The sequence below is a fragment of the Methylobacterium crusticola genome (genome assembly GCF_003574465.1).
Taxonomy (GTDB): domain Bacteria; phylum Pseudomonadota; class Alphaproteobacteria; order Rhizobiales; family Beijerinckiaceae; genus Methylobacterium; species Methylobacterium crusticola.
The window spans coordinates 1-18,960 of the sequence record NZ_QOWC01000016.1; the positions used below are offsets into that span (position 1 = coordinate 1).

The following is an 18,960-nucleotide window of genomic DNA, read 5'->3' on the forward strand; positions in this document are numbered from 1 at the left end:
GGGGCCTCCCAGGCGAGGCGGCGGCCGGGCCGTCCGGCGGACCGCGCCGCTGCGGGCGGGCGCGGGCGTCCGGCGCAGGCTCTCACGCGGCGGGCGTCGGACCCGTCGCCACGGCGTCACGGGCGGCACCGGCCGGGGCGGCCTCGCGCAGCAGCGCCTCCGTGGCCGCCTCGATCCGCTCCTGGAGCAGCGGGTAGAAGGCGTCGCGGGCGAGCCCCGGCGGGATCGGCGGCAGGAACGCGATGACGGCGGTTCCGGGGCGGCGCAGGACGCTGCGCCGGCGCCAGAACAGGCCGGTGTTCACGGCTACCGGCTGGCACGGCACCCCGAGGCGGTCGTACAGGTGGGCGACGCCGTACTTGTAGGCCGGCGGCGCCCCCGGGGGGCGCCGCGTGCCCTCCGGAAAGATGATGAGCTGGCGGCCCTCCGCCATGGCGGCGGCGGCCTCCTCGTTCATCAGCACCAGGGCGCGCGAGCCCTTGGAGCGGTCGATCGCCACCATCCCGCCCCGCGACAGGTACCAGCCGAACAGCGGCAGCCATTGCAACTCCCGCTTGAGGATGTAGGTGAAATCGTCGAGCACGGTGACGAGGGCGAGCGTCTCCAGGGCGGATTGGTGCTTGGCCGCGACCACGAATCCCCCCGGCGGGCGGTGCTCGAGGCCCCGGAACTCGACGCGCAGGCCGACGATCACCCGCAGCAGCCACAGCATCACCCGGGCCCAGACCTGGGCGAGGCGGATCACGCCGCGGCGCGAGGCCAGGGCCGGCAGGCCGCCGATCATCATCACGGCGGTGGCGAGGTAGAACAGGACGTTGAACAGGAGCGAGCGGACGAGCAGCATGGCGAGCCTTCGGGCCCGGCCGGGCCCGAGCCCAGCGGCTCGGCCCCGGCCGCGCGGCGACACGGTGAGCGCGCAGCGTCCGCCCGGTCGGGCCGGGGGCGGCGCTGCGGCGCGCGGGCCACCCCCTTAGAGCATTTCGGCCCGGGGTGGATACCGGGGAGCGCCGGCGCGGCGGGCGGGACGCGGCGGGGCCCGGGTCTCCCGGCGGGCCGCCCCGCCGCGGCATTTCGCTCCCTGGTTGCACACCCGCATGTGGACGATACAGAACGTCGCGACCGGTCACGGCGCGCTCGGACGGGGCGGGAACGCACCCTCCGGCCGGCGCCGCGAGCGCAGATCCGGGGCCGGGATCCGGCCGAGGCGGCGGCACGCGGCCTCCCGGCGGGCCGGTGCCCGGCGCGACGATGCCCGGCGCGACGGCTTCGTGCGGCATCGCGGCGCGGGGCCGACCCGAGGCGCCGGGGGCCGCGCGACGGGGCGGCGCGCCGCCGCCCCGTCGCGCCTCCGGCCGGCACGATCGCTGCCGTGGAGGGTGTGCAATCCGAGTTTTCTCGGAATAGTGCGGCAGCATGACTGGCGTCGTCAGCAAAGTGGAAGTCGTTTTGTAAGCGAATGAGGGCCGAACAGCGTTGATTTCGTGCAGAATTCCTCAGAGAGTGTGACCGTCGGCGTTGTTTCGCTTTGAGGCCGCGGCGGGCCCGAGTGCCGAACCGCCCGGAGCGTGCCAGATGCCCTGCCGCCGGCGCGCGCTCCCACTCCAGCCATCAGGATCATGCGATGCTCCTGTGCTCGCCCGAGACCACCGGCACCTGGGACCGGGACATTCCGGGCGACAGGCTCTACGCGGACACGCTCACGGCCGAACTGTTCGGGCTCGATCCGTTGCAGGCGGAGAGCGGATACGGCCTCGACGAATTCCTGGGCTGCCTCGATGGGGAGGACCGCGCGCGCGTCCGCGCCCACATGCACGAGGCCGAGCGCATGCCGGGCGGCCACTACGCGGCGGAATTCCGGGTGCGCCGCCCCGACGGCGCGCTCCGCCCGCTGCTGATCCGGGGCCGGATCCATCGCGGCGCGGACGGCCGGCCCCTGCGGGGCCGCGGCATCGCCGCCGACCTGTCGGCGCCGCGCGTGCGCGTGGCCGAGCCCGCGCGGCGCCCGCAGGCCGACGCGCTCGAGCGGGCGGCCGACCTCTGCCTGGAGGCCCGGGAGGCGATTCTCGAGGTGGCGGACCAGCCCTTCCTGCGCCGCCTCGTCGACATGCTGCTCCTCGAGATCGGCCGCGGGCTCGCGCGCCGCGCCAGCGCGGAGACGCGCCGCAAGGCGAATTGAGGGCGCGGGCCGGCCAAGCCGGCGGCCCGGCGCGGGCGCGCGGCCGGGATGGACGTTCCCGGGCCCGGCCCCTGCCGATCGGGCAGGGCTGCTCACGCAGCGTATTCCCGAGCGCATTCATTCAGATTAATGTGCTGCCAGGCCAGCAGAACTCGCGTCCAAGAAATGACCGTACCGAATTTTCGCACCTTGTCTTGGGTACCGACAATCTCACTTTCGTGGATGTGGGGTTTGGGATTTTTCTACGCAATCCACGTCACCTTAACCTACGGATGGCTCGGGTTCTTGGCGTTTGCGGTGCCGAACGCGGTCGGACTTGGTCTGTTCGGTTGGTTCCTGGGCGCACCGGGCCGCGACCCCGCCAAGATCTTCGCCGCGGTCGAGACCGCCTACACCGGTCTCTTCCTGCTGTGCCAGCTCGGCGCCGTCTCCATCACGCTGTTCGGCATCGTCGCCTACCTGTGGCTTCCCTTGACGGGCTCGACCGCGGCACTCGGCGTCGTCCTGCTGATGCTGGTCGCCTGCTCGATCGGGCATTCCCTCGAGATCGGAACCTTGCGTCTGCTCCACGCCGCCTACCTCGTGGTCGGGGTCGCGGCGGCGCTCGCGGCGCTCGCCGGGATGCCGCCGGCGCCGGGGGGCGAGGCCCCTCCCCTGGCGGCCTTCGACGCGCGCTTCTACGGTCTCGCCCTGCCGACGCTCGTGGGCTTCCTGCTCGGCCCCTGGATGGACGTGCAGCAATGGCAGCGCGCGGTGGCGATCCACCGCGAGGGCGGATCGGTCCGGGCCGCCTACGGGATCGGGGCCGCGCTGTTCCTCGGCCTCCTCGTGCTGAACGCCGCCCTCGCGGCGGCGGCGGGCACGGGCGGGACCGTGGTGTCGGCGGACGGGCTGCCGGGCGCGCAGCCGGCGGTCGCCCTCGCGCTCGCCCGCGACGGGCTCGGCCCGGCGGCCCTCGCGTACGTCCTGTGGGCGCTGGTGGCCGCCGCCTCGACCATCGACGGCTTCTACTGCGCGACGCGCTGGCTGATGACGTCGGTCACCCGGCGCAGCGCCTCGCCGCTCCTCGCCTTCGTGCCGGCCGGGCTCGTCGCGTCGCCGCTCTGGCTGGCGCTCGGCGCGGTCGCGGTCGCCTTCGCGGCCGTCGCGGCGAACCTGTCGCTGATGTACCTGATGCTGCCCTACGCGACGCTCCTCGTCGGCGCCGCGGCCTGCCTCGTCTGCGAGACCTTCGGCGCGCCCCGCCGCTACGACCCGGTGCTGTGCCTGATGATCGGGCTCGCCGCGAGCCTCGTGTTCCTGCAGGGCTACGTGGCGCCGGTCGGCGCCCTCCTGGCGCTCGCGCCCCTGCTCGGCCTCGTCGGCGCCCTGCCGATGATCGCAGCGCTCGTGCGGCCCGCGCCGCCCGGGCCGCCCGCGCGGGGGGCCGCCCCCGAGGAGGTCACCCCGCTCGTCCCGGCGGTCGCCCTGGCGACCCAGAACGCCATCGTGTCCCACGGCTTCGACGGGCACTGGTTCGTCCTGCACCTGGTGCCGACCTACGACGACACCAACTCGGTCGGGAACGTCTACTTCGCCAACTACGTCCGCTGGGTCGGCAAGGCGCGGGAGCTGTTCTTCAGCGCCTGCATGCCCGACTTCGACCTGCGGACCACCGAGTACTACGTGCTGACCCGCTCCTTCAGCCACGATTTCCGGCGCGAGATCAAGGAGTTCGAGCACGTCACGGTGCGGGTCCGGATCGCCCGGCACAACCGCAAGTTCGTCACCCTGGCCCACGAGATCTTCAGCGACAGCCACGGCCTCCTCGGCCGGGGCGAGCAATCCCTGATGTTCGTCGACACGGTGCAGTACCGCCCGCTCGACATCCCCCGGGCGATCATCGCGGGCTTCCTGCCGTACTGGCCGAGGGAATCGCCCCATGCCGGCGACGTGGCGGCCCCGGGGACGCCCCCCCGGGTGACCGCGGCGGCCGAGCCCTGACCGGGTGGGAGCCGGGACCCTGAGGGCCCGGCGCCCGGGCGCCGAGGGGCGGCCCGGCGCTCAGGCGGCGTGGGGCCGCCCGAGCAGGCGGCGGGGGGGCGCGGCGATGAGGGCGGCGGCCTCCTCGGCGGGCAGCGGCTTGCTGAACAGGTAGCCCTGGAACTGGTGGCAGCCCTGCTGGAGCAGGCAGACGCGCTGCGCCTCGGTCTCGACGCCCTCGGCGATGATCGTCATGCCGAGGCTCGTCGCCATGTCGACGATCGCCCGGATGATCGCGAGGTTGCTCGTCTCGCAGGGCAGGTCGCGCACGAAGCTCTGGTCGATCTTGATCTTGTCGAAGGACGCCCGCCGCAGGTAGCTCAGGGACGAGTAGCCGGTGCCGAAATCGTCGAGCGACAGGCGCAGGCGCATCTCGCGCAGCTTCGTCAGGGCGACGAGCGTGGCCGGGGTCGCCTCGAGGAAGACCGATTCCGTGATCTCGATCTCGAGGCGGCCGGCGTCGAGGCCGCTCTCGCCGAGCGCCGTGCGGACCACCGCCGGCACGTCGGAGTGGCGCAGCTGGATCGGCGACAGGTTGACGGCGATGCTGATCCGGGGCGGCCAGGTCGCGGCGATCCGGCAGGCCTCCCGGATGATCCACTCGCCGAGCGGGATGATGACGCCGGTCTCCTCGGCGAGCGGGATGAACTCCGCCGGCGAGACGAAGCCCCGGGTCGGGTGCTTCCAGCGCAGCAGCGCCTCGAAGCCCCGGGTGCACGAATCCTTCGCGTCGACGAGGGGCTGGAAGTGCAGCAGGAACTCGTTGCGGTCGAGGGCGCCCCGCAGGTCGGCCGTGAGCAGGCGGCGCGCCTCGATGATCTCGTCCATCTCGGCCTCGTAGAACCGGTAGCCGTGCCGGCCCCCGCTCTTGGTGCGGTAGAGCGCGAGGTCGGCGCGCCGGACGATCTCCTGGTCGCCGTCCTGGGGCGCGATGGCGATGCCGATGCTCACGCCGATGCTCATGCGCAGGCCGTCGAGGTGGAACGGCGCCCCGATCGCGTCGACGATCCGGGCGCCGAGGGATTCGAGGGCGGGCCGGTCGAGCAGGGCCGGAGCCCGCACCAGCATCGCGAACTCGTCGCCGGCGAGGCGGGCGAGGGCCGTGCCGGGCCCGGCGAAGTGCCGCAGCCGCTCGGCGACCGCCTGGAGCAGCGCGTCGCCGGCCGCGTGCCCGAAGCTGTCGTTGACGCTCTTGAACTCGTCGAGGTCGAGGCAGAACACCGCGAACGGCGCGCCGGCGCGCAGGGCCGCGCGCGCCGCCTCGAGCTCCTGCTGGAAAGAGACCCGGTTCGGCAGCTCGGTCAGGGAATCGTGCATCGCCAGGTAGGACAGGCGCTCCTCGGAGTGGCGCCGCTCGGTCACGTCGGAGCCGACCCCCCGGTAGCCCGCGAAGCTCCCGGCCGCGTCGAAGATCGGCTTGCCGCTGATCGACCACCAGCGGGCCTCGCCGGCGATCTCGACGGGCAGCAGGATGTTGCGGAACGCCTGGCGCTCGACGACGTGGTGCCAGAGGAGCGTGCCCGGATGGGCGGGGCCGGCGCCCACCGGCGGCAGGAACAGGCGCTCGAGCGGCAGGCCCTGGAGCTGCCGCTCGGAGGAGCCCGCGACCTGGACCAGCCGGGCGGAGACGTGCTGGAGCCGCAGGTCCGCGTTGGTCTCCCAGAGCCAGTCGCTGGCATTCTCCTCGAAGTCGTTGAGGAGGAGGTTGGTGAATTCCTGCTGGCGCTCGAGGTCGGCCTGCGTCTCGACGCGCATGGTCACGAGCCGGCTGAGGTGCAGGATCGTGAAGACGATGAACGCGGCGTAGAAGGCGAGGAGCAGCGCCACGTAGATGTAGAAGGGCTCCCCCGTCATCGCGAGCCCGATGAAGGAGCCGAGGATGATCGGCCCCGAGAAGCTCATGGCGACCCGCGGCATCACGGCGGCGCTCATCCCGGTGGAGATCAGCCCGGCGCAGGAGGCCGCGATGAGGAGACGCTGATGCGCGTCGGCCTGGGCGAACAGCATCACGGGGATCGACGCCAGCACCGTGCCGTACAGGAGCGCCATGGCGACGACTTGGTGGATCAGGCCCGGCCCGATCTCGCTCGGCTTCGGGCGCGACCGCCAGCGCAAGCACCGGGCGAGCGCCACGCTGGCGAGCAGGACGGCGAGAGCCTCGAGGCTCGCGATGTAGACCTGGTTCCCGGGCGTCCAGAACAGGAACGAGATCACCTGGACGACGCCGACACTGACGAGCAGCGTGAAGGGAACAAGCCGCAATGCGACGTCGACTTGCTCGACCCGCACGCGTCCTTTGAGATTGTTGTCCAGAGAGCCGTACCTGTTGTTGCTGCCGTTCAGGAAGGCATCGAGCATCTCGGCCAACGCGATCAACTTTTCCATGACAAAGATTCGTGCCATTCGCTGATTTAGAGCAGCTTAATGGACATTGGTATTATGGAGCTACGGTCTTTTTCTATATATTTTTCATTAACCCGCACTTAAGGCATCGATTAAAATGCGGGGCGCGGCGATGATTGCGCGTCCGCGGCGGGCCGGGGCGGCCCGCCGGGTCCCGGGTGGACGGCCGCCCCGGCGGGTGCGGAAATCCGCGCGCGCGCCGCCGGATTGCCGGTGTCGGCATGCAAGAAAACGTGCTTTAAGCGCCCTCGGACCCTGCGGCAGACCCGCGCGGGTCGACCCGTGCGGCAGACGCGGGGGGAACGCTGCCGATCGGGCCTTGCAGGCCGAGCCGGTTACCAGGGAGGACGCCATGACCACGATCACGCGCCGCCGCGCGCTCCATCTCACCCTCGCGGGCGCCGTCGCGGCGCCGGCCGTGCTCCGGGTCAGCCGGGTGCAGGCGGCGGAGTTCAACCTGAAGGCCGCGAACAACGCCCCGGTCAGCCATCCGCTCACGATCTACATGGCGAAGGCCGCGGACGGCATCCGGGAGGAGACCGGCGGCCGGGTCGACATCAAGCTGTTTCCCAACAACCAGCTCGGCGGCGACACCGACATGCTGAGCCAGCTGCGCTCGGGGGCGCTCGAGTTCTTCACCCTCTCGCCCCTGATCCTCGCCACCCTGGTACCAGCGGCCTCGATCAGCGGCGTCGGCTTCGCCTGGACCTCCTACGACAAGCTCTGGCCGGCGATGGACGGCGATCTCGGCGCCCACGTGCGCGACCGGATCGACAAGTCGGGCCTCTACGCCTTCGACCGGATCTGGGAGAACGGCTTCCGCCAGACCACCTCGTCGTCGCGGCCGATCCTCGCCCCCGACGACTTCAAGGGCTTCAAGATCCGGGTGCCGCCGAGCCCGATGTGGACCTCGATGTTCAAGGCCTTCGACGCCGCCCCGATGACGATCAACTTCGCGGAGGTGTACTCGGCGCTCCAGACCCGGATCGCCGAGGGGCAGGAGAATCCGCTCGCCCTGATCGAGGCGGCCAAGCTCTACGAGGTGCAGAAGCACCTCTCGAAGACCAACCACATGTGGGACGGCTTCTGGCTCCTCGCCAACGGCAAGATCTGGCGCTCGCTGCCCCAGGACGTGAGGACCGTCGTCGGCAAGCACTTCAACACCCAGGCGGTCGAGCAGCGCAAGGAGACGCTTGCGCGCAACGGCTCGACCGAGAAGGACCTGCTGGCCCGCGGCCTGACCTTCCACGACGTCGACACCAAGTCGTTCCAGGCCAAGCTCCAGTCGGCCGGGTTCTACAAGGAGTGGAAGGGCAAGTTCGGCGACGACGCCTGGGCCCTGCTCGAGAAGCACACGGGCCCGATCGCCTGAAGGCGCGAAGGCGGGACCCGGAACGCGATCCTGCGGGCGCGCCCGCGGGGGCCCGGGGGAGGCTCCGCTCCCGGGCCCCCGCGGCGTCAGGCGGCGTCGCGCCGGCCCGGCTCCGGCCGGCCGATCGGGGACCCTTGCGCCTCGGTGCAGCCCCGCGCCGGTCGCCCGGGCGTCTCGACACCCTCCGGCGCGGTTGCGGGGCGAGGAGGTCGATGCCCGGCACCCTGGTCGGGCGGGCGAGGCCGCGGAACCGGGTGAGGCGTCGCGACCGCGGCGCGCCGAGTGCGCCGGCACGGATCATCCGGCCCCGAGGCCGGAGCTTCAGGCCCGCCCGCGCCCGGCCGGGACGCCGCGGAGGATCCGGGTCCGGAAGGCCGCGCCGCGGACACGCCGCACGCCTCGCCGCGCGCCGGAGCGACGGGCGGGGCCGCGGGGCCTCACTCCCACTCGATCGTCCCGGGGGGCTTCGAGGTGATGTCGTAGGTGACGCGGTTGATGCCCTTGACCTCGTTGATGATCCGGGTCGCGACCCGGCCCAGGAAGGTCATGTCGAAGGGGTAGAAATCCGCCGTCATGCCGTCGACGGAGGTGACGGCGCGCAGCGCGCAGACGTGGTCGTAGGTGCGCCCGTCGCCCATCACCCCGACGGTCTTGACCGGCAGGATCACCGCGAAGGCCTGCCAGATCGTGTCGTAGAGGCCGGCCTTGCGGATCTCCTCGAGGTAGATCGCGTCGGCCTTGCGCAGGGCGTCGAGCTTCTCCGGCGTGATCTCGCCCGGGCAGCGGATGGCGAGGCCCGGGCCCGGGAAGGGGTGGCGGCCCACGAAGGCCTCCGGCAGGCCGAGCTCCCGGCCGAGCACCCGGACCTCGTCCTTGAACAGCTCGCGCAGGGGCTCGACGAGGCGCATGTTCATGCGCGCCGGCAGCCCGCCGACGTTGTGGTGGCTCTTGATCGTCACCGAGGGGCCGCCCGTGAAGGACACGCTCTCGATGACGTCGGGATAGAGGGTCCCCTGGGCCAGGAACTCCGCCCCGCCGATCGTCTTGGCCTGCGCCTCGAACACGTCGATGAACAGGCGCCCGATGGTCTTGCGCTTGACCTCCGGGTCGGTGACCCCGGCGAGCTCGCCGAGGAAGAGGTCGGCCGCCTGCACGTGCACGAGCGGGATGTTGTAGTGGTCGCGAAACAGCCGCACCACCTCCTCGGCCTCGCCCAGGCGCAGCAGGCCGTGGTCGACGAACACGCACGTGAGCTGCTCGCCGATCGCCTCGTGGATCAGCACCGCGGCCACCGCCGAGTCGACGCCGCCCGACAGCCCGCACAGCACCTTGGCCCCGCCGACCTCGGCCCGGATGCGGGCGACGGCCTCGTCGCGGAACGCCCGCATCGACCAGTCGCCGGTGCACCCGGCGATGTCGCGCACGAAGTTGCGGATGATGAGCGCCCCGTGGGGGGTGTGGGCGACCTCGGGATGGAACTGCACGGCGTAGAACCGCCGCGCCTCGTCCGCCACCGCCGCGAAGGGCGCGTTCGGCGAGATCGCCACCGTGGAGAAGCCGTCCGGGAGCTTGGTCACCCGGTCGCCGTGGCTCATCCAGACCGGGTACTTCTCGCCGACGTGCCAGACGCCCCGGAACAGCGCCGAATCGGCGATGATCTCGACCTCGGCGCGGCCGAACTCGGCGTGGTGGCCGCCCTCGACCTCGCCGCCGAGCTGGGCCGCCATGGTCTGCTCGCCGTAGCAGATCCCGAGCACCGGGACGCCGGCCTCGAACACCGTCTGCGGCGCCCGGGGCGAGGTCTCGACGGTGACGGATTCCGGCCCGCCCGACAGGATCACGGCGCGCGGCTTCATGGCCGCGAAGGCCGCCTCCGCCGCCTGGAAGGGCACGATCTCGGAGTAGACCCCCTCCTCCCGCACCCGGCGGGCGATGAGCTGGGTCACCTGGCTGCCGAAATCGACGATGAGGATCTTGTCGTGGTCGGTCGTCATGCTGCTGGAGTTAGACGAGCCCTCGCCCGGGTGCAACGCGCCGGCGCCGCCGCCCACACCCGGGCGCCCGCGTTAACCCGGCGTTCATCGCTCCGGCGCGAGGGAGGGCGCCCCTGGAACCCCATCAGACAGGAGGTCTCGCCATGAGAGCCATCGTCCTCGGGATCGCCGCCCTCGCGGCCCTCGCCGCCGCGCCCGCCGCGGCCCTGCCGGTCGCCGCCGGGGCGGTCCTCGCCCCGGCGGACGCGGTCGCGCCGGCGCAGTACGTCACCCGCCGGGTGGTGCGCCGCGGGCCGCGCTGCACGGTCGCGGTGACGCGGACGCGGGGCCCGATGGGCCGCGTGCTGGTGCGCCGCGTCCGCCGCTGCTTCTGAGGCGCCGGAGCGAACCGGCGCCGCGGCGCGGCGGCCCTCACCCGGCCGTCGCGCCGCTGCGTCCGGCCGGCAGGATCTGCCCGAGGAAGCGCTGCGTGCGCTCGTTCCGGGGCTCTCCGAAGAAGGCCGCGGGCGGCGCCTGCTCGACGATCTCGCCCTGGTCCATGAACACCACCCGGTCGGCGACGCGGCGGGCAAAGCCCATCTCGTGCGTCACAACCAGCATCGTCATGCCGCTGAGGGCGAGCTCGATCATCACGTCGAGCACCTCGTTGACCATCTCGGGGTCGAGGGCGGAGGTGGGCTCGTCGAACAGCATGATCTTGGGGTTCATGCACAGCGAGCGGGCGATGGCCACGCGCTGCTGCTGCCCGCCGGAGAGCTGGACCGGGTACTTGCCCGCCTGCTCGGGGATGTGGACGCGCTCCAGGTAGGTGCGGGCCGCGGCCTCGGCCTCGGCCCGGGACAGGCCCCGCACCTTCATGGGCGCGAGCGTGCAGTTCTCGAGCGCCGTCAGGTGCGGGAACAGGTTGAAGCGCTGGAACACCATGCCGATCTCGCGGCGCACGCTCTCGATCCCGGCGAGCCCCGGGACCAGCGCGACCCCGTCGACCGTGATGTCGCCGGACTGGTGCGCCTCGAGCTGGTTGAGGCAGCGGATCAGGGTGGACTTGCCAGAGCCCGAGGGCCCGCAGATCACGATGCGCTCGCCGCGGCGCACCGAGAGGTCGATGTCGCGCAGCACGTGGAAGCTGCCGTACCACTTGTTGACCTGGCGCATCGTGATGACGACGTCGCCCAGCGCGTGCGGGATCGGGGCGGTCTCGTCGCTCGTCGTCATGGGGGGTTCCGGCATCGGTTCGGGCCGGGCGGCATCGACCGCCCGGCGGGGGCTTCAGAACTGCGGCATCGGCGGCAGCGCGCCGAGGGGCCGGGCGAACCAGCGCTGGTTGATGGCCGAGAGCTCGCCGTTGGCGGCGATCTCGGCGATGAAGGCGTTGGCGCGCTCGCGCAGGGCCGTGTCGGCCTTGCGGAACGCCATGCCGTTCGCCTGCTCCTTGAGATTGAACTTCGGCTCGATGCCCAGGCTCGCGTAGTCCTTTGTGAGCTGGGCCAGCACGGTGTTGCTCGCGCCGATGGACTGGACCTGGCCGGAGATGATCGCCTGCGTGGTCGTGGCGTCGTCGTCGAAGCGCATGATGCGGGTCCCGGGCGGCGCGACGGCCGAGACCGCGGTGTCCTGGGTGCTCGCCCGGGCGACCCCGATCGTGACGCCCTTCAGGTCCTCGGGCTTGGAGACCGCCAGCGCCTTGGGGCCGAGCACGTAGGTGCTGAGCGCGCTGTAGGGGTTGGAGAACAGCACCTGCTTCGAGCGCTCGGCCGTGATGCCGAATGTCGCGATCAGCAGGTCGATCTTGTTCGTCAAGAGGTAGGGGATGCGGTTGGGACCCGTGACCGGGACGAGCTCCAGCTCGACGCCGAGGGCCTTGGCGAAGAGCCGGGCGACGTCGACGTCGTAGCCGGCGGGCTTCTGGGCCGCGTCGGTGCCGCCGAAGGGCGGGTAGTCGGTGAGCACCCCGACCACGATCTTGCCGCGGGCCTTGATCTCCTCCGGCGTGGCGGCGCGCGCGTCGCGCGGGAGCCCGGGCAGGAGCGCGGCGGCCAGCCCCGCCGCCAGCATCAGGCCGAGCCGCCGGCGGGACGGCCTCATCAGTGACGTCATCGTGTGTCTCCTCTCGACGCGAACGCGCTGACGCGGTCCCGGCTCAGCGGCCGGCCACCGCGAGCTTTCTCTCGATCCGCCGGCTGTAGGCGGACAGCGGCCAGCAGATCACGAAGTACACCAGGGCGACCAAGCCGAAGATCGTGAACGGCCGGAAGGTGGCGTTGTTGATGATCTGGCCGGCACGGGTGAGCTCGACGAAGCCGATGATCGAGGCGAGCGATGTCCCTTTGATCAGCTGGACCAGGAACCCGATCGTCGGCGCGACCGCGATGCGGACCGCCTGGGGCACGATCACCAGCGCCATCTTGGCCCAGTAGCGGAACCCGAGCGAGGTCGCCGCCTCCCACTGCCCGCGCGGCACGGTCTCGATGCTGCCGCGCCAGATCTCCCCCAGGAACGCGCTGGCGTGCAGCGACAGCCCGAGGGCGGCGGCGCCCCAGGGGTCGACGTTGAACCCGAAGATGCCCGGCACGAAGAAGGCCAGGAAGAGCTGCATCAGGAGCGGCGTGCCCTGGAAGATCTTGATGTAGCCCATCGCGACGTAGCGCAGGGGCGTGATCTCGCCGGTGCGGGCGAGCGCCACGAACAGGCCGCCGATCGCCCCGCCCAGGAACGCGATGACGGAGAGCAGCAGCGTCCAGCGCACCGCCGCCAGGATGAAGAGGACGTCGCTCTCGCCGAGGACCCGCATGGCGACCCTGTCCTTACCGCCGGCTCGGCCTGCGCAGGAACGCGTGCTCGATCCCGGCGAACGCTCCCCACAGCAGGCACGAGAGGATGAAGTAGATGCCCGTGACCACGAGGTAGACCTCGAAGCTGCGGAAGTTGCGGGACTGGATGTCGCCCGCCGCCGCCGTGAGCTCGCTCGCCGCGATCGCCGAGCAGACGCTGGAATTCAGCATCAGGAGGATGAACTGGCTCGTCAGCGACGGGTAGATCGCCTGGATGGCCGGCTTCAGCACGACGTAGCGGAAGATCTGGAGCGGCTTCATGCCGAGGGACTTGCCGGCCTCGATCTGGCCGCCGTCGATGCTCTCGATGCCGGCGCGGATGATCTCGATGCCGTAGGCGCCGACGTTGACCACGAGGGCGAGGAGCGCGGCGCTGTCCGGCTCGAGGCGCAGGCCGATCGAGGGCAGGCCGAAGAAGATCACGAAGATCTGGATCAGGAACGGCGTGTTGCGGATGAGTTCGATGTAGGCGTCGACGAGCCACCGGAGCCAGGCCGGCCCGGAGGTCTTGGCGAGGGCGCCCAGCACGGCGACCACCATCCCGATCGCCATGGCGAGGGTCGACAGCACGAGGGTGTGCGCCGCGCCGGCCACGAGCTCCGGCCAGTAGGCGAAGACCTCGCCGAACTCGAACTCGTAGCTCATGGCGCGCGCGCCGCCCCGGGGGCGCGCGCCGGCGCCGGGGCGGCCGGGGAAACGTCGTGACCTGGCACGCGGGCCCTCCTCGCACTGGCGCGGCAGGCCCGGTCGGGCCGGCCTCGCGCGGGGGGCGCACTCGCGCGTCCGCCATCCGCGAACCCCTTCCGTAAGCGCTTGGCGCAAACCGGCCGAATGAGCAATCCGCCATCCACCGCGAAGTTGTCGGGACGATCCCGTCAGGCCGGCCGGGACCGCTCCCCGGGCCAGGCCGCCAGCAGGGCGCGCAGGGCCGCCACGAAGGCCAGCGGCTGGTCGACCATCACGTGGTGGTAGGCCTCCGGCACGTCGATCCGGGGCGAGCCCGCCGGCAGGAGGCGCGTCACGTAGGCGGCGTCGGCCGGCCGCATCAGGTCGGAGCGGGCGCCGCACACGAGCGCGAGCGGGCAGCGCGCCGCGCCCACCAGCGCCGCCCGATCGGGCAGCCGCAGGCGCCCCCAGAGGGCGGGATCGAAGCGCCAGGTGAACCCGCCCGCCACCGGCTTCAGGGATTCGCGGGCGATCAGGTCGGCGATGTAGGGCGTGTCGCAGGGCTGCACCGGGGCGAAGCGGAAGCGCGCCAGCGCCTCGGCCAGCGTCGGGTAGACTCGGTGGGTGCGGGCCGCGCCGTCGCCCCGCGCCGGGCGGTGCCGGCGCTCCGGCGAGAAGATCGGCGGGTCGACCAGGACCGCGCCCCGCCAGCGCGGGCCGGAGCGGCCCGCGAGCGCCAGCATCGGCAGGCTGCCGAAGGAGTGCCCGACCATCAGCGGGGGCCCGGCCGCGAACAGGCCGGCCGCCTCGGCGGCCCGCTCCGCCTCGTCGGCGAAGAGGTCGAGGCCGTAGGCCTCCCGCCAGTCGGAGCCCCCCATGCCGGACCAGGACAGGGCGGCGACCCGGTGCCCGTCCGCCAGGAACGGCGCGATGAAGCGCCACCAGCCCGCGTGCGCCCCGCTGCCGTGCAGGAGGAGGAGCCCGGGCCTGCCGCGCTCGCCCCAGGACAGGGTCTCGATTCGCGCCCCCGCCACCGTCAGGGACCCCGCCTCCGGGGCCGCCGCCAGCACCTCGCGGAACCAGGCCGGGGCCGGCGGCGGCGCGCCCGCGAAGGCCGCGAGCGGCGCGTTCAGGGTCGGATCGGGCGGGCCGGCGGTGCTCACGGGAGCCATGATGGGATGGCGGCCGAGGGCCTGTCAATCGGTATTGGAAGATACGGTATGCCGTGCGCGGGTGCGCCGATGCCGTCCGCCGGGCGTTCTTCGAAAAGCGGGTCTTGCTTCGACAAGCGGGGCTTGCTTCGACAAGCGGGGCTTGGCGTCCCGGTCAGGCCCGGATGAGGCCGCGGCGCCGGGCCCAGGTGGCGAACAGGCCGGGCCAGGCGGCGGCGGGCGAGCCCGGCACGCCGAGGTTGAAGCCGTGGCCGCCCTTCTCGAACAGGTGCATCTCCACCGGCACGTCGGCGGCCCTGAGCGCCCCGTACATCAGCAGGCAATTGTCGACCACCGCCACCGGGTCGTCCGCCGCCTGGGCCAGGAAGGTGGGCGGCGACTGCGCCCGCACGTGCATCTCGACCGAGTAGCTGTTGGTGGCGAAGCGGGTCGGGCTCTCGCCCACGAGCACGCGCCGGCTCGACGTGCGGTCGAAGGGCGGCCGCAGGGTGATCACCGGGTAGATCAGGGCGGCGGCGTCGGGCCGGGCCGAGAGGGCGTCGTCCTCGTCCACCGGCTCGTACAGGCGGGCGCCGAAGCGCACCGAGGCGCAGCCCATGAGGTGCCCGCCCGCCGAGAAGCCGATGACGCCGACCCGCCCGGGCTCGTAGCCGTAGCGCCGGGCCCGGGCGCGGACGAGCCGCAGGGCTCGCTGCACGTCCTGGAGCGGCGCGTCGGCGCCGGCCCCCCAGCCCTCCCCCGGCAGGCGGTAGACGAGCACGAAGGCGGTGACCCCGAGCGAGGTCAGCCACTGCGCCACCGGCACGGCCTCGTGCCCGATGTCGATGCGCCGGTAGCCGCCGCCGGCGGCGATCAGCATCGCGGTGCCGTTGGGGCGCGCGGGCCGCATCACCATCAGGCAGGGCTCGGCCACGGCCGTGATGACGCCCTCGCGGCTCTCGTCGAAGCGGGGACCGTCCGGGCTCGGCCCGCCCCCGCCCGGGGGCCGGTCCGGCCAGAGCCGCACCGTCTCGAGGGCGGCGCCGGGAGCCAGGGGCGCGTCGTGGGCCGGCCGCGCCTCCTGCGCCTGCGCGCCGGGTCCCGGGCGCGCGAACGGGAGGGCGGCGGCTCCCGTGAGCAAGGTCCTGCGATGCACCGCCATGCCCGACCGTCCGAAGTGCCGTCGCCTCAGCCCGGGGCGTCCGGCGCGCCGCCCGGCCGACGGCCACGCTCCCCTGTGCGATGAATAAGCGAAATCATTCCAGATGCACGGCAGAAAAATACCGGCCCGGCAGCGCTGCCGTGGCGGCGCCCTCAGGACCCGCGCAGGACGAGACCGGCGACGTAGAAGCCGTCGGTGCCGGTGGTCGCGGGCGTCATCTGGAGTCCGTGGCGCGTCCGGCGCGTCGCGGCGGCGAGGCTCGGGGGCAGGTCGAGGGGGGCGACCGCGAGGTCGCCGCGGCGCACGAGGAGGCCCGTGACCGCGTCGTCGTTCTCCTCGGGCAGGAGCGAGCAGGTGACGTAGGCGAGGCGCCCGCCGGGCTTCAGGAGGCGCGCGGCGCGGTCGAGGACGGCGTGCTGCTCGGCCACCCGGGTGGCGAGGCTGCCCGGGCGCAGGCGCCACTTGGCGTCGGGATTGCGGCGCCAGGTGCCCGAGCCGGTGCAGGGCGCATCGACGAGCACGAGGTCGGCCTGCCCGTCGAGGTCGGCCATCACGTCGGCCCGCCCGCGCCCGCCCCGGGGGGTGCGCACCTCGGCGGCGGCGCCCGAGCGGCGCAGGCGCTCGTGGATCGGCGCCAGGCGGCGGGGATCGTCGTCCGTGGCGACGAGGCGGCCCTCGTTGCGCATGAGGGCGGCGAGCGCGAGGGTCTTGCCGCCGCCGCCCGCGCAGAGGTCCACCACCGTCGCGCCCGGGACGGCGCCGGCCAGGCCGGCGGCGAGCTGCGAGCCCTCGTCCTGGATCTCGAACCAGCCCTCCAGGAACTCCGGCTCGACGTGCAGGGCAGGCCCCCGCCCGTCCTCGCCGATCGGGACCCGCAGGCCGCAGGGCGCGTGCGGGGTCGGCTCCGGCGCGAGGTGGGCGAGCGCCTCCCGCACGGCCTCGCGGGCGACCTTCAGGCTGTTCACCCGGATGTCGAGGGGCGCGCGCCGGGCGAGCGCCCGCAGCTCCGCCAGCAGGTCGGCGCCGAGGGCGCCGGCGAGCGACGGCAGCACCCAGTCCGGCACGTCGCCGGCGATGTGGGGCGGCGCGTCGGCGAGCGAGGCCGTGTCGAGGCGCTCCCGCTCGTCCTGCGTGAGGGGGGGCGGCGCGAAGCGCTCGCCGGTGAGCAGGGCCGCGATGGTGGGGGAGGCCAGGCCGCGCTGGAGGCGGAGCGAGCCGATGAGCACCGCCCGGGGCGTGTCCTCGCCCATGATCCAGGCCGCGGAGGCGCGCCGGCGCAGGGCGTCGTAGACGAGGCTCGCGATGGCGGCCCGGTCGCCCGAGCCGGCGAAGCGGTGGGCGAGGCCCCAATCCTTGAGCGCGTCGGCGGCCGGGCGGCGCCGGCCGGCGATGTCGCCGAGCACCTCGATGGCGGCGGAGAGGCGGGCGGCGGGCGTCATCGCGAAACCGCCACGCTCGCGCCGGCGTTGCGGCCCGGGACGGCCAAGCTTTCGGCCCGAAGCCCGTCCAGATCCTGCGGGTGCGCCCTGCACGCCCGGAGCCCATCGTCCATGTCGCCTAAGGTCATGTCACCTGCCTTGTCCCTGAGCCTGGCGGGCCTGCTGGCGGTCGCCCTGGCTGCCTGCGCCACGGCGCTGGCCCCTGCCCCCGACCTCACCCCGCCGCCGCCCCGGCCCTACGACGCCAAGACACAGCTCGAGTACGGCGGCCCGCCGCGCGCCCCGCGCTACTGACCCGGCGGCCCGCGCCGCGCGTCCGGCGGCCCTCACGCCGCCCGTCCGGCGGCTCTCACGCCGCCGGCGCGAGGAGGATCCGCGCCGCGAACACGATCCACATCGCCATCAGCACCAGCGCTCCGGCCAGGAAGGCGCCGAAGCGCCGGATCACGACGTTGGAGGAGGCGTAGATCGCCGCGTGCGCGAGGCGGGACAGCACGAACAGCCAGGCCATCGCGACGAACAGGAGATCGGCCTTCCGGGTCGCGAGCGCCAGGGCGGTGAGCGCGTAGAACAGGACCGGCAGCTCGAACTGGTTGGAGAACGCGTTCGAGACCTGCTGCACCGGCGCCGGCCAGGCGCGCTGGCCGAGGGCGATGTCCCTGACCCGGACGGCGCCGGCCCGCGCGGCGGCGAAGCGGGCCCGCCCGGTCCAGAGCAGGAGCCCGAAGGTCAGGAGAACCTGGACGAAGACGGGGGCGAGGACGGCCTGGATGCTCATGGATCGTCGCGGGGGCGGGGGTCGCGCGCCGTTGCGGGGACGCGGGGGGTGGCGGGCGCCGGTGCGGGCGGCCGGCGCGGGAGGGCCGGTGCCTAGCAGCTTTCTCGCCCCGTGTCCCGGCCCGGGCGTGTCCCGGCCCGGGCGCGATCGCGCGGATCGCGCGGGCGCACCCCTGGCGCCGGGCCCGTCGCAGCGCTACATGGGGTGGGCGGGGCTGCGGTTCTCGTCAGGAGACACATTCCCCGGGGCCTTATCGACTCCCCAGGGAGCTGTCCCTGCCCCGGTCCGTGGACCGGGGCAAAACGGCGCCCACCTACTCTGTAGGTTTCCCGGGATCGATTCTCCAACGGCTCTCGTGGCTCCGCGCTTGATCTCGATGACCGATACCCCGTCCGCCTCCTCCGAGAAGGCCGCGCTCCGGGCCTCGGCCCTGGCCCGGCGGGACGGCCTCGGCCCCGCCGCCCGGGCGGCGGCCTCGGCGCGCATCGCCGAGAGCGTCCTCGCCCTGCCCGAGCTGCGGGACTTCGCCGTCCTCGGCGCCTACTGGCCGATCCGCAGCGAGGTCGACGTGCGCCCGCTGATCGCCGGCCTGCGGGCCCGCGGGCAGGGGGTGGCGCTGCCGCAGGTCGCCCCGGAGGGCCTGGTGTTCCGCCTCGTGCGGGACGCCGACGCCCTGGCGCCGGCGGGCTTCGGCCTCAGCGAGCCCGGGCCGGACGCCCCCGCGGTGCGCCCCCGCGCCCTCCTGGTGCCGCTCGCCGCCTTCGACCGCCGGGGGCACCGCATCGGCTACGGCAAGGGCTACTACGACCGGGCCCTCGCGGCGCTCGGGGCCGACGGCCCCGTGCTCGCCGTCGGCATCGCCTTCGCGGCGCAGGAGACGCCGTGCGTGCCGGACGGTCCCCACGACCGCCGCCTCGACCGCGTGGTCACCGAGGCGGGCATCCTCCACCCCCGCGGAGCCTGACC

General features: G+C 73.3%; 17 protein-coding genes and 1 other RNA gene. 7 read left to right on the top strand and 11 right to left on the bottom strand.

Going from position 1 to position 18,960, the window contains the following annotated elements; genetic code table 11:
- Nucleotides 1-82 precede the first annotated feature (82 nt).
- Nucleotides 83-844 (bottom strand): lysophospholipid acyltransferase family protein, encoded by a 762-nt coding sequence (locus DT057_RS11395; RefSeq protein WP_128562222.1) that lies wholly within the window; start codon nucleotides 842-844, stop codon nucleotides 83-85.
- Nucleotides 845-1,621: 777 nt separating this feature from the next.
- Between DT057_RS11395 and DT057_RS11400 the strand changes: the two genes are divergently transcribed.
- Nucleotides 1,622-2,176: a PAS domain-containing protein gene (locus DT057_RS11400; RefSeq protein WP_128562223.1), complete on the top strand. Its 555-nt coding sequence runs from the start codon at nucleotides 1,622-1,624 to the stop codon at nucleotides 2,174-2,176.
- Nucleotides 2,177-2,461: 285 nt separating this feature from the next.
- Nucleotides 2,462-4,159: an acyl-CoA thioesterase gene (locus DT057_RS11405; RefSeq protein ID WP_308220146.1), complete on the top strand. Its 1,698-nt coding sequence runs from the start codon at nucleotides 2,462-2,464 to the stop codon at nucleotides 4,157-4,159.
- A 60-nt stretch (nucleotides 4,160-4,219) separates the two neighbouring features.
- Here DT057_RS11405 and DT057_RS11410 read toward each other — a convergent pair whose 3' ends face one another.
- Complete coding sequence (locus tag DT057_RS11410) at nucleotides 4,220-6,583, bottom strand: putative bifunctional diguanylate cyclase/phosphodiesterase (RefSeq protein ID WP_238313070.1); 2,364 nt, start codon at nucleotides 6,581-6,583, stop codon at nucleotides 4,220-4,222.
- Between the two features lie 370 nt (nucleotides 6,584-6,953).
- On the opposite strand from DT057_RS11410, the gene DT057_RS11415 reads away from it, so the two are divergent.
- Nucleotides 6,954-7,973 carry a TRAP transporter substrate-binding protein gene (locus DT057_RS11415; protein ID WP_128562225.1) on the top strand — a complete coding sequence of 340 codons (1,020 nt, stop codon included), beginning with the start codon at nucleotides 6,954-6,956 and terminating at the stop codon, nucleotides 7,971-7,973.
- 437 nt (nucleotides 7,974-8,410) lie between these two features.
- Here DT057_RS11415 and guaA read toward each other — a convergent pair whose 3' ends face one another.
- Entirely contained in the window at nucleotides 8,411-9,967 is a 1,557-nt protein-coding gene (gene guaA, locus DT057_RS11420; protein ID WP_128562226.1) for a glutamine-hydrolyzing GMP synthase, read from the bottom strand.
- 143 nt (nucleotides 9,968-10,110) lie between these two features.
- Here guaA and DT057_RS11425 point away from each other — a divergent pair, with 143 nt between their 5' ends.
- The gene (locus DT057_RS11425; protein WP_128562227.1) at nucleotides 10,111-10,341 is read left to right on the top strand and encodes a hypothetical protein; all 231 of its coding nucleotides are present in this window, start codon (nucleotides 10,111-10,113) and stop codon (nucleotides 10,339-10,341) included.
- 37 nt (nucleotides 10,342-10,378) lie between these two features.
- Here the strand turns inward: DT057_RS11425 and DT057_RS11430 are convergent, their stop codons facing one another.
- From DT057_RS11430 to DT057_RS11460, 7 genes are all read right to left on the bottom strand, one after another.
- Entirely contained in the window at nucleotides 10,379-11,182 is an 804-nt protein-coding gene (locus DT057_RS11430; RefSeq protein WP_128562228.1) for an amino acid ABC transporter ATP-binding protein, read from the bottom strand.
- Between the two features lie 54 nt (nucleotides 11,183-11,236).
- Entirely contained in the window at nucleotides 11,237-12,064 is an 828-nt protein-coding gene (locus DT057_RS11435; RefSeq protein WP_128562229.1) for a transporter substrate-binding domain-containing protein, read from the bottom strand.
- 43 nt (nucleotides 12,065-12,107) lie between these two features.
- Nucleotides 12,108-12,758 carry an amino acid ABC transporter permease gene (locus tag DT057_RS11440; protein WP_128562230.1) on the bottom strand — a complete coding sequence of 217 codons (651 nt, stop codon included), beginning with the start codon at nucleotides 12,756-12,758 and terminating at the stop codon, nucleotides 12,108-12,110.
- Nucleotides 12,759-12,771: 13 nt separating this feature from the next.
- Nucleotides 12,772-13,443, bottom strand: a complete 672-nt coding sequence (locus tag DT057_RS11445) for an amino acid ABC transporter permease (RefSeq protein ID WP_128562231.1) — start codon at nucleotides 13,441-13,443, stop codon at nucleotides 12,772-12,774.
- A gap of 230 nt (nucleotides 13,444-13,673) precedes the next feature.
- Nucleotides 13,674-14,627, bottom strand: coding sequence for an alpha/beta fold hydrolase (locus DT057_RS11450; protein WP_203236248.1), 954 nt, complete (start codon nucleotides 14,625-14,627; stop codon nucleotides 13,674-13,676).
- Nucleotides 14,628-14,790: 163 nt separating this feature from the next.
- The gene (locus tag DT057_RS11455; RefSeq protein WP_128562233.1) at nucleotides 14,791-15,777 is read right to left on the bottom strand and encodes an alpha/beta hydrolase; all 987 of its coding nucleotides are present in this window, start codon (nucleotides 15,775-15,777) and stop codon (nucleotides 14,791-14,793) included.
- Nucleotides 15,778-15,929: 152 nt separating this feature from the next.
- Complete coding sequence (locus tag DT057_RS11460; protein ID WP_128562234.1) at nucleotides 15,930-17,216, bottom strand: RsmB/NOP family class I SAM-dependent RNA methyltransferase; 1,287 nt, start codon at nucleotides 17,214-17,216, stop codon at nucleotides 15,930-15,932.
- 111 nt (nucleotides 17,217-17,327) lie between these two features.
- On the opposite strand from DT057_RS11460, the gene DT057_RS11465 reads away from it, so the two are divergent.
- Nucleotides 17,328-17,510, top strand: a complete 183-nt coding sequence (locus DT057_RS11465) for a hypothetical protein (RefSeq protein WP_128562235.1) — start codon at nucleotides 17,328-17,330, stop codon at nucleotides 17,508-17,510.
- A gap of 55 nt (nucleotides 17,511-17,565) precedes the next feature.
- Here the strand turns inward: DT057_RS11465 and DT057_RS11470 are convergent, their stop codons facing one another.
- On the bottom strand, nucleotides 17,566-17,994 hold the full coding sequence (locus DT057_RS11470) for an MAPEG family protein (protein WP_128562236.1): 429 nt from the start codon (nucleotides 17,992-17,994) through the stop codon (nucleotides 17,566-17,568).
- A 208-nt stretch (nucleotides 17,995-18,202) separates the two neighbouring features.
- Between DT057_RS11470 and ssrS the strand changes: the two genes are divergently transcribed.
- Together ssrS and DT057_RS11480 are read left to right on the top strand one after the other, a co-directional pair.
- Nucleotides 18,203-18,360: non-coding RNA, 6S RNA (ssrS, locus tag DT057_RS11475), on the top strand.
- 10 nt (nucleotides 18,361-18,370) lie between these two features.
- Nucleotides 18,371-18,958, top strand: coding sequence for a 5-formyltetrahydrofolate cyclo-ligase (locus DT057_RS11480; RefSeq protein ID WP_128562237.1), 588 nt, complete (start codon nucleotides 18,371-18,373; stop codon nucleotides 18,956-18,958).
- Nucleotides 18,959-18,960 lie beyond the last annotated feature (2 nt).

Coding starts and splice junctions, on each gene's coding strand:
- DT057_RS11480 (WP_128562237.1), top strand. CDS start 18,371: ATGACCGATACCCCGTCCGCCTCCTCCGAGAAGGCCGCGCTCCGGGCC.
- DT057_RS11410 (WP_238313070.1), bottom strand. CDS start 6,583: ATGGAAAAGTTGATCGCGTTGGCCGAGATGCTCGATGCCTTCCTGAAC.
- DT057_RS11425 (WP_128562227.1), top strand. CDS start 10,111: ATGAGAGCCATCGTCCTCGGGATCGCCGCCCTCGCGGCCCTCGCCGCC.
- DT057_RS11395 (WP_128562222.1), bottom strand. CDS start 844: ATGCTGCTCGTCCGCTCGCTCCTGTTCAACGTCCTGTTCTACCTCGCC.
- DT057_RS11445 (WP_128562231.1), bottom strand. CDS start 13,443: ATGAGCTACGAGTTCGAGTTCGGCGAGGTCTTCGCCTACTGGCCGGAG.
- guaA (WP_128562226.1), bottom strand. CDS start 9,967: ATGACGACCGACCACGACAAGATCCTCATCGTCGATTTCGGCAGCCAG.
- DT057_RS11470 (WP_128562236.1), bottom strand. CDS start 17,994: ATGAGCATCCAGGCCGTCCTCGCCCCCGTCTTCGTCCAGGTTCTCCTG.
- DT057_RS11440 (WP_128562230.1), bottom strand. CDS start 12,758: ATGCGGGTCCTCGGCGAGAGCGACGTCCTCTTCATCCTGGCGGCGGTG.
- DT057_RS11455 (WP_128562233.1), bottom strand. CDS start 15,777: ATGGCGGTGCATCGCAGGACCTTGCTCACGGGAGCCGCCGCCCTCCCG.
- DT057_RS11465 (WP_128562235.1), top strand. CDS start 17,328: ATGTCGCCTAAGGTCATGTCACCTGCCTTGTCCCTGAGCCTGGCGGGC.
- DT057_RS11430 (WP_128562228.1), bottom strand. CDS start 11,182: ATGACGACGAGCGACGAGACCGCCCCGATCCCGCACGCGCTGGGCGAC.
- DT057_RS11435 (WP_128562229.1), bottom strand. CDS start 12,064: ATGACGTCACTGATGAGGCCGTCCCGCCGGCGGCTCGGCCTGATGCTG.
- DT057_RS11415 (WP_128562225.1), top strand. CDS start 6,954: ATGACCACGATCACGCGCCGCCGCGCGCTCCATCTCACCCTCGCGGGC.
- DT057_RS11460 (WP_128562234.1), bottom strand. CDS start 17,216: ATGACGCCCGCCGCCCGCCTCTCCGCCGCCATCGAGGTGCTCGGCGAC.
- DT057_RS11400 (WP_128562223.1), top strand. CDS start 1,622: ATGCTCCTGTGCTCGCCCGAGACCACCGGCACCTGGGACCGGGACATT.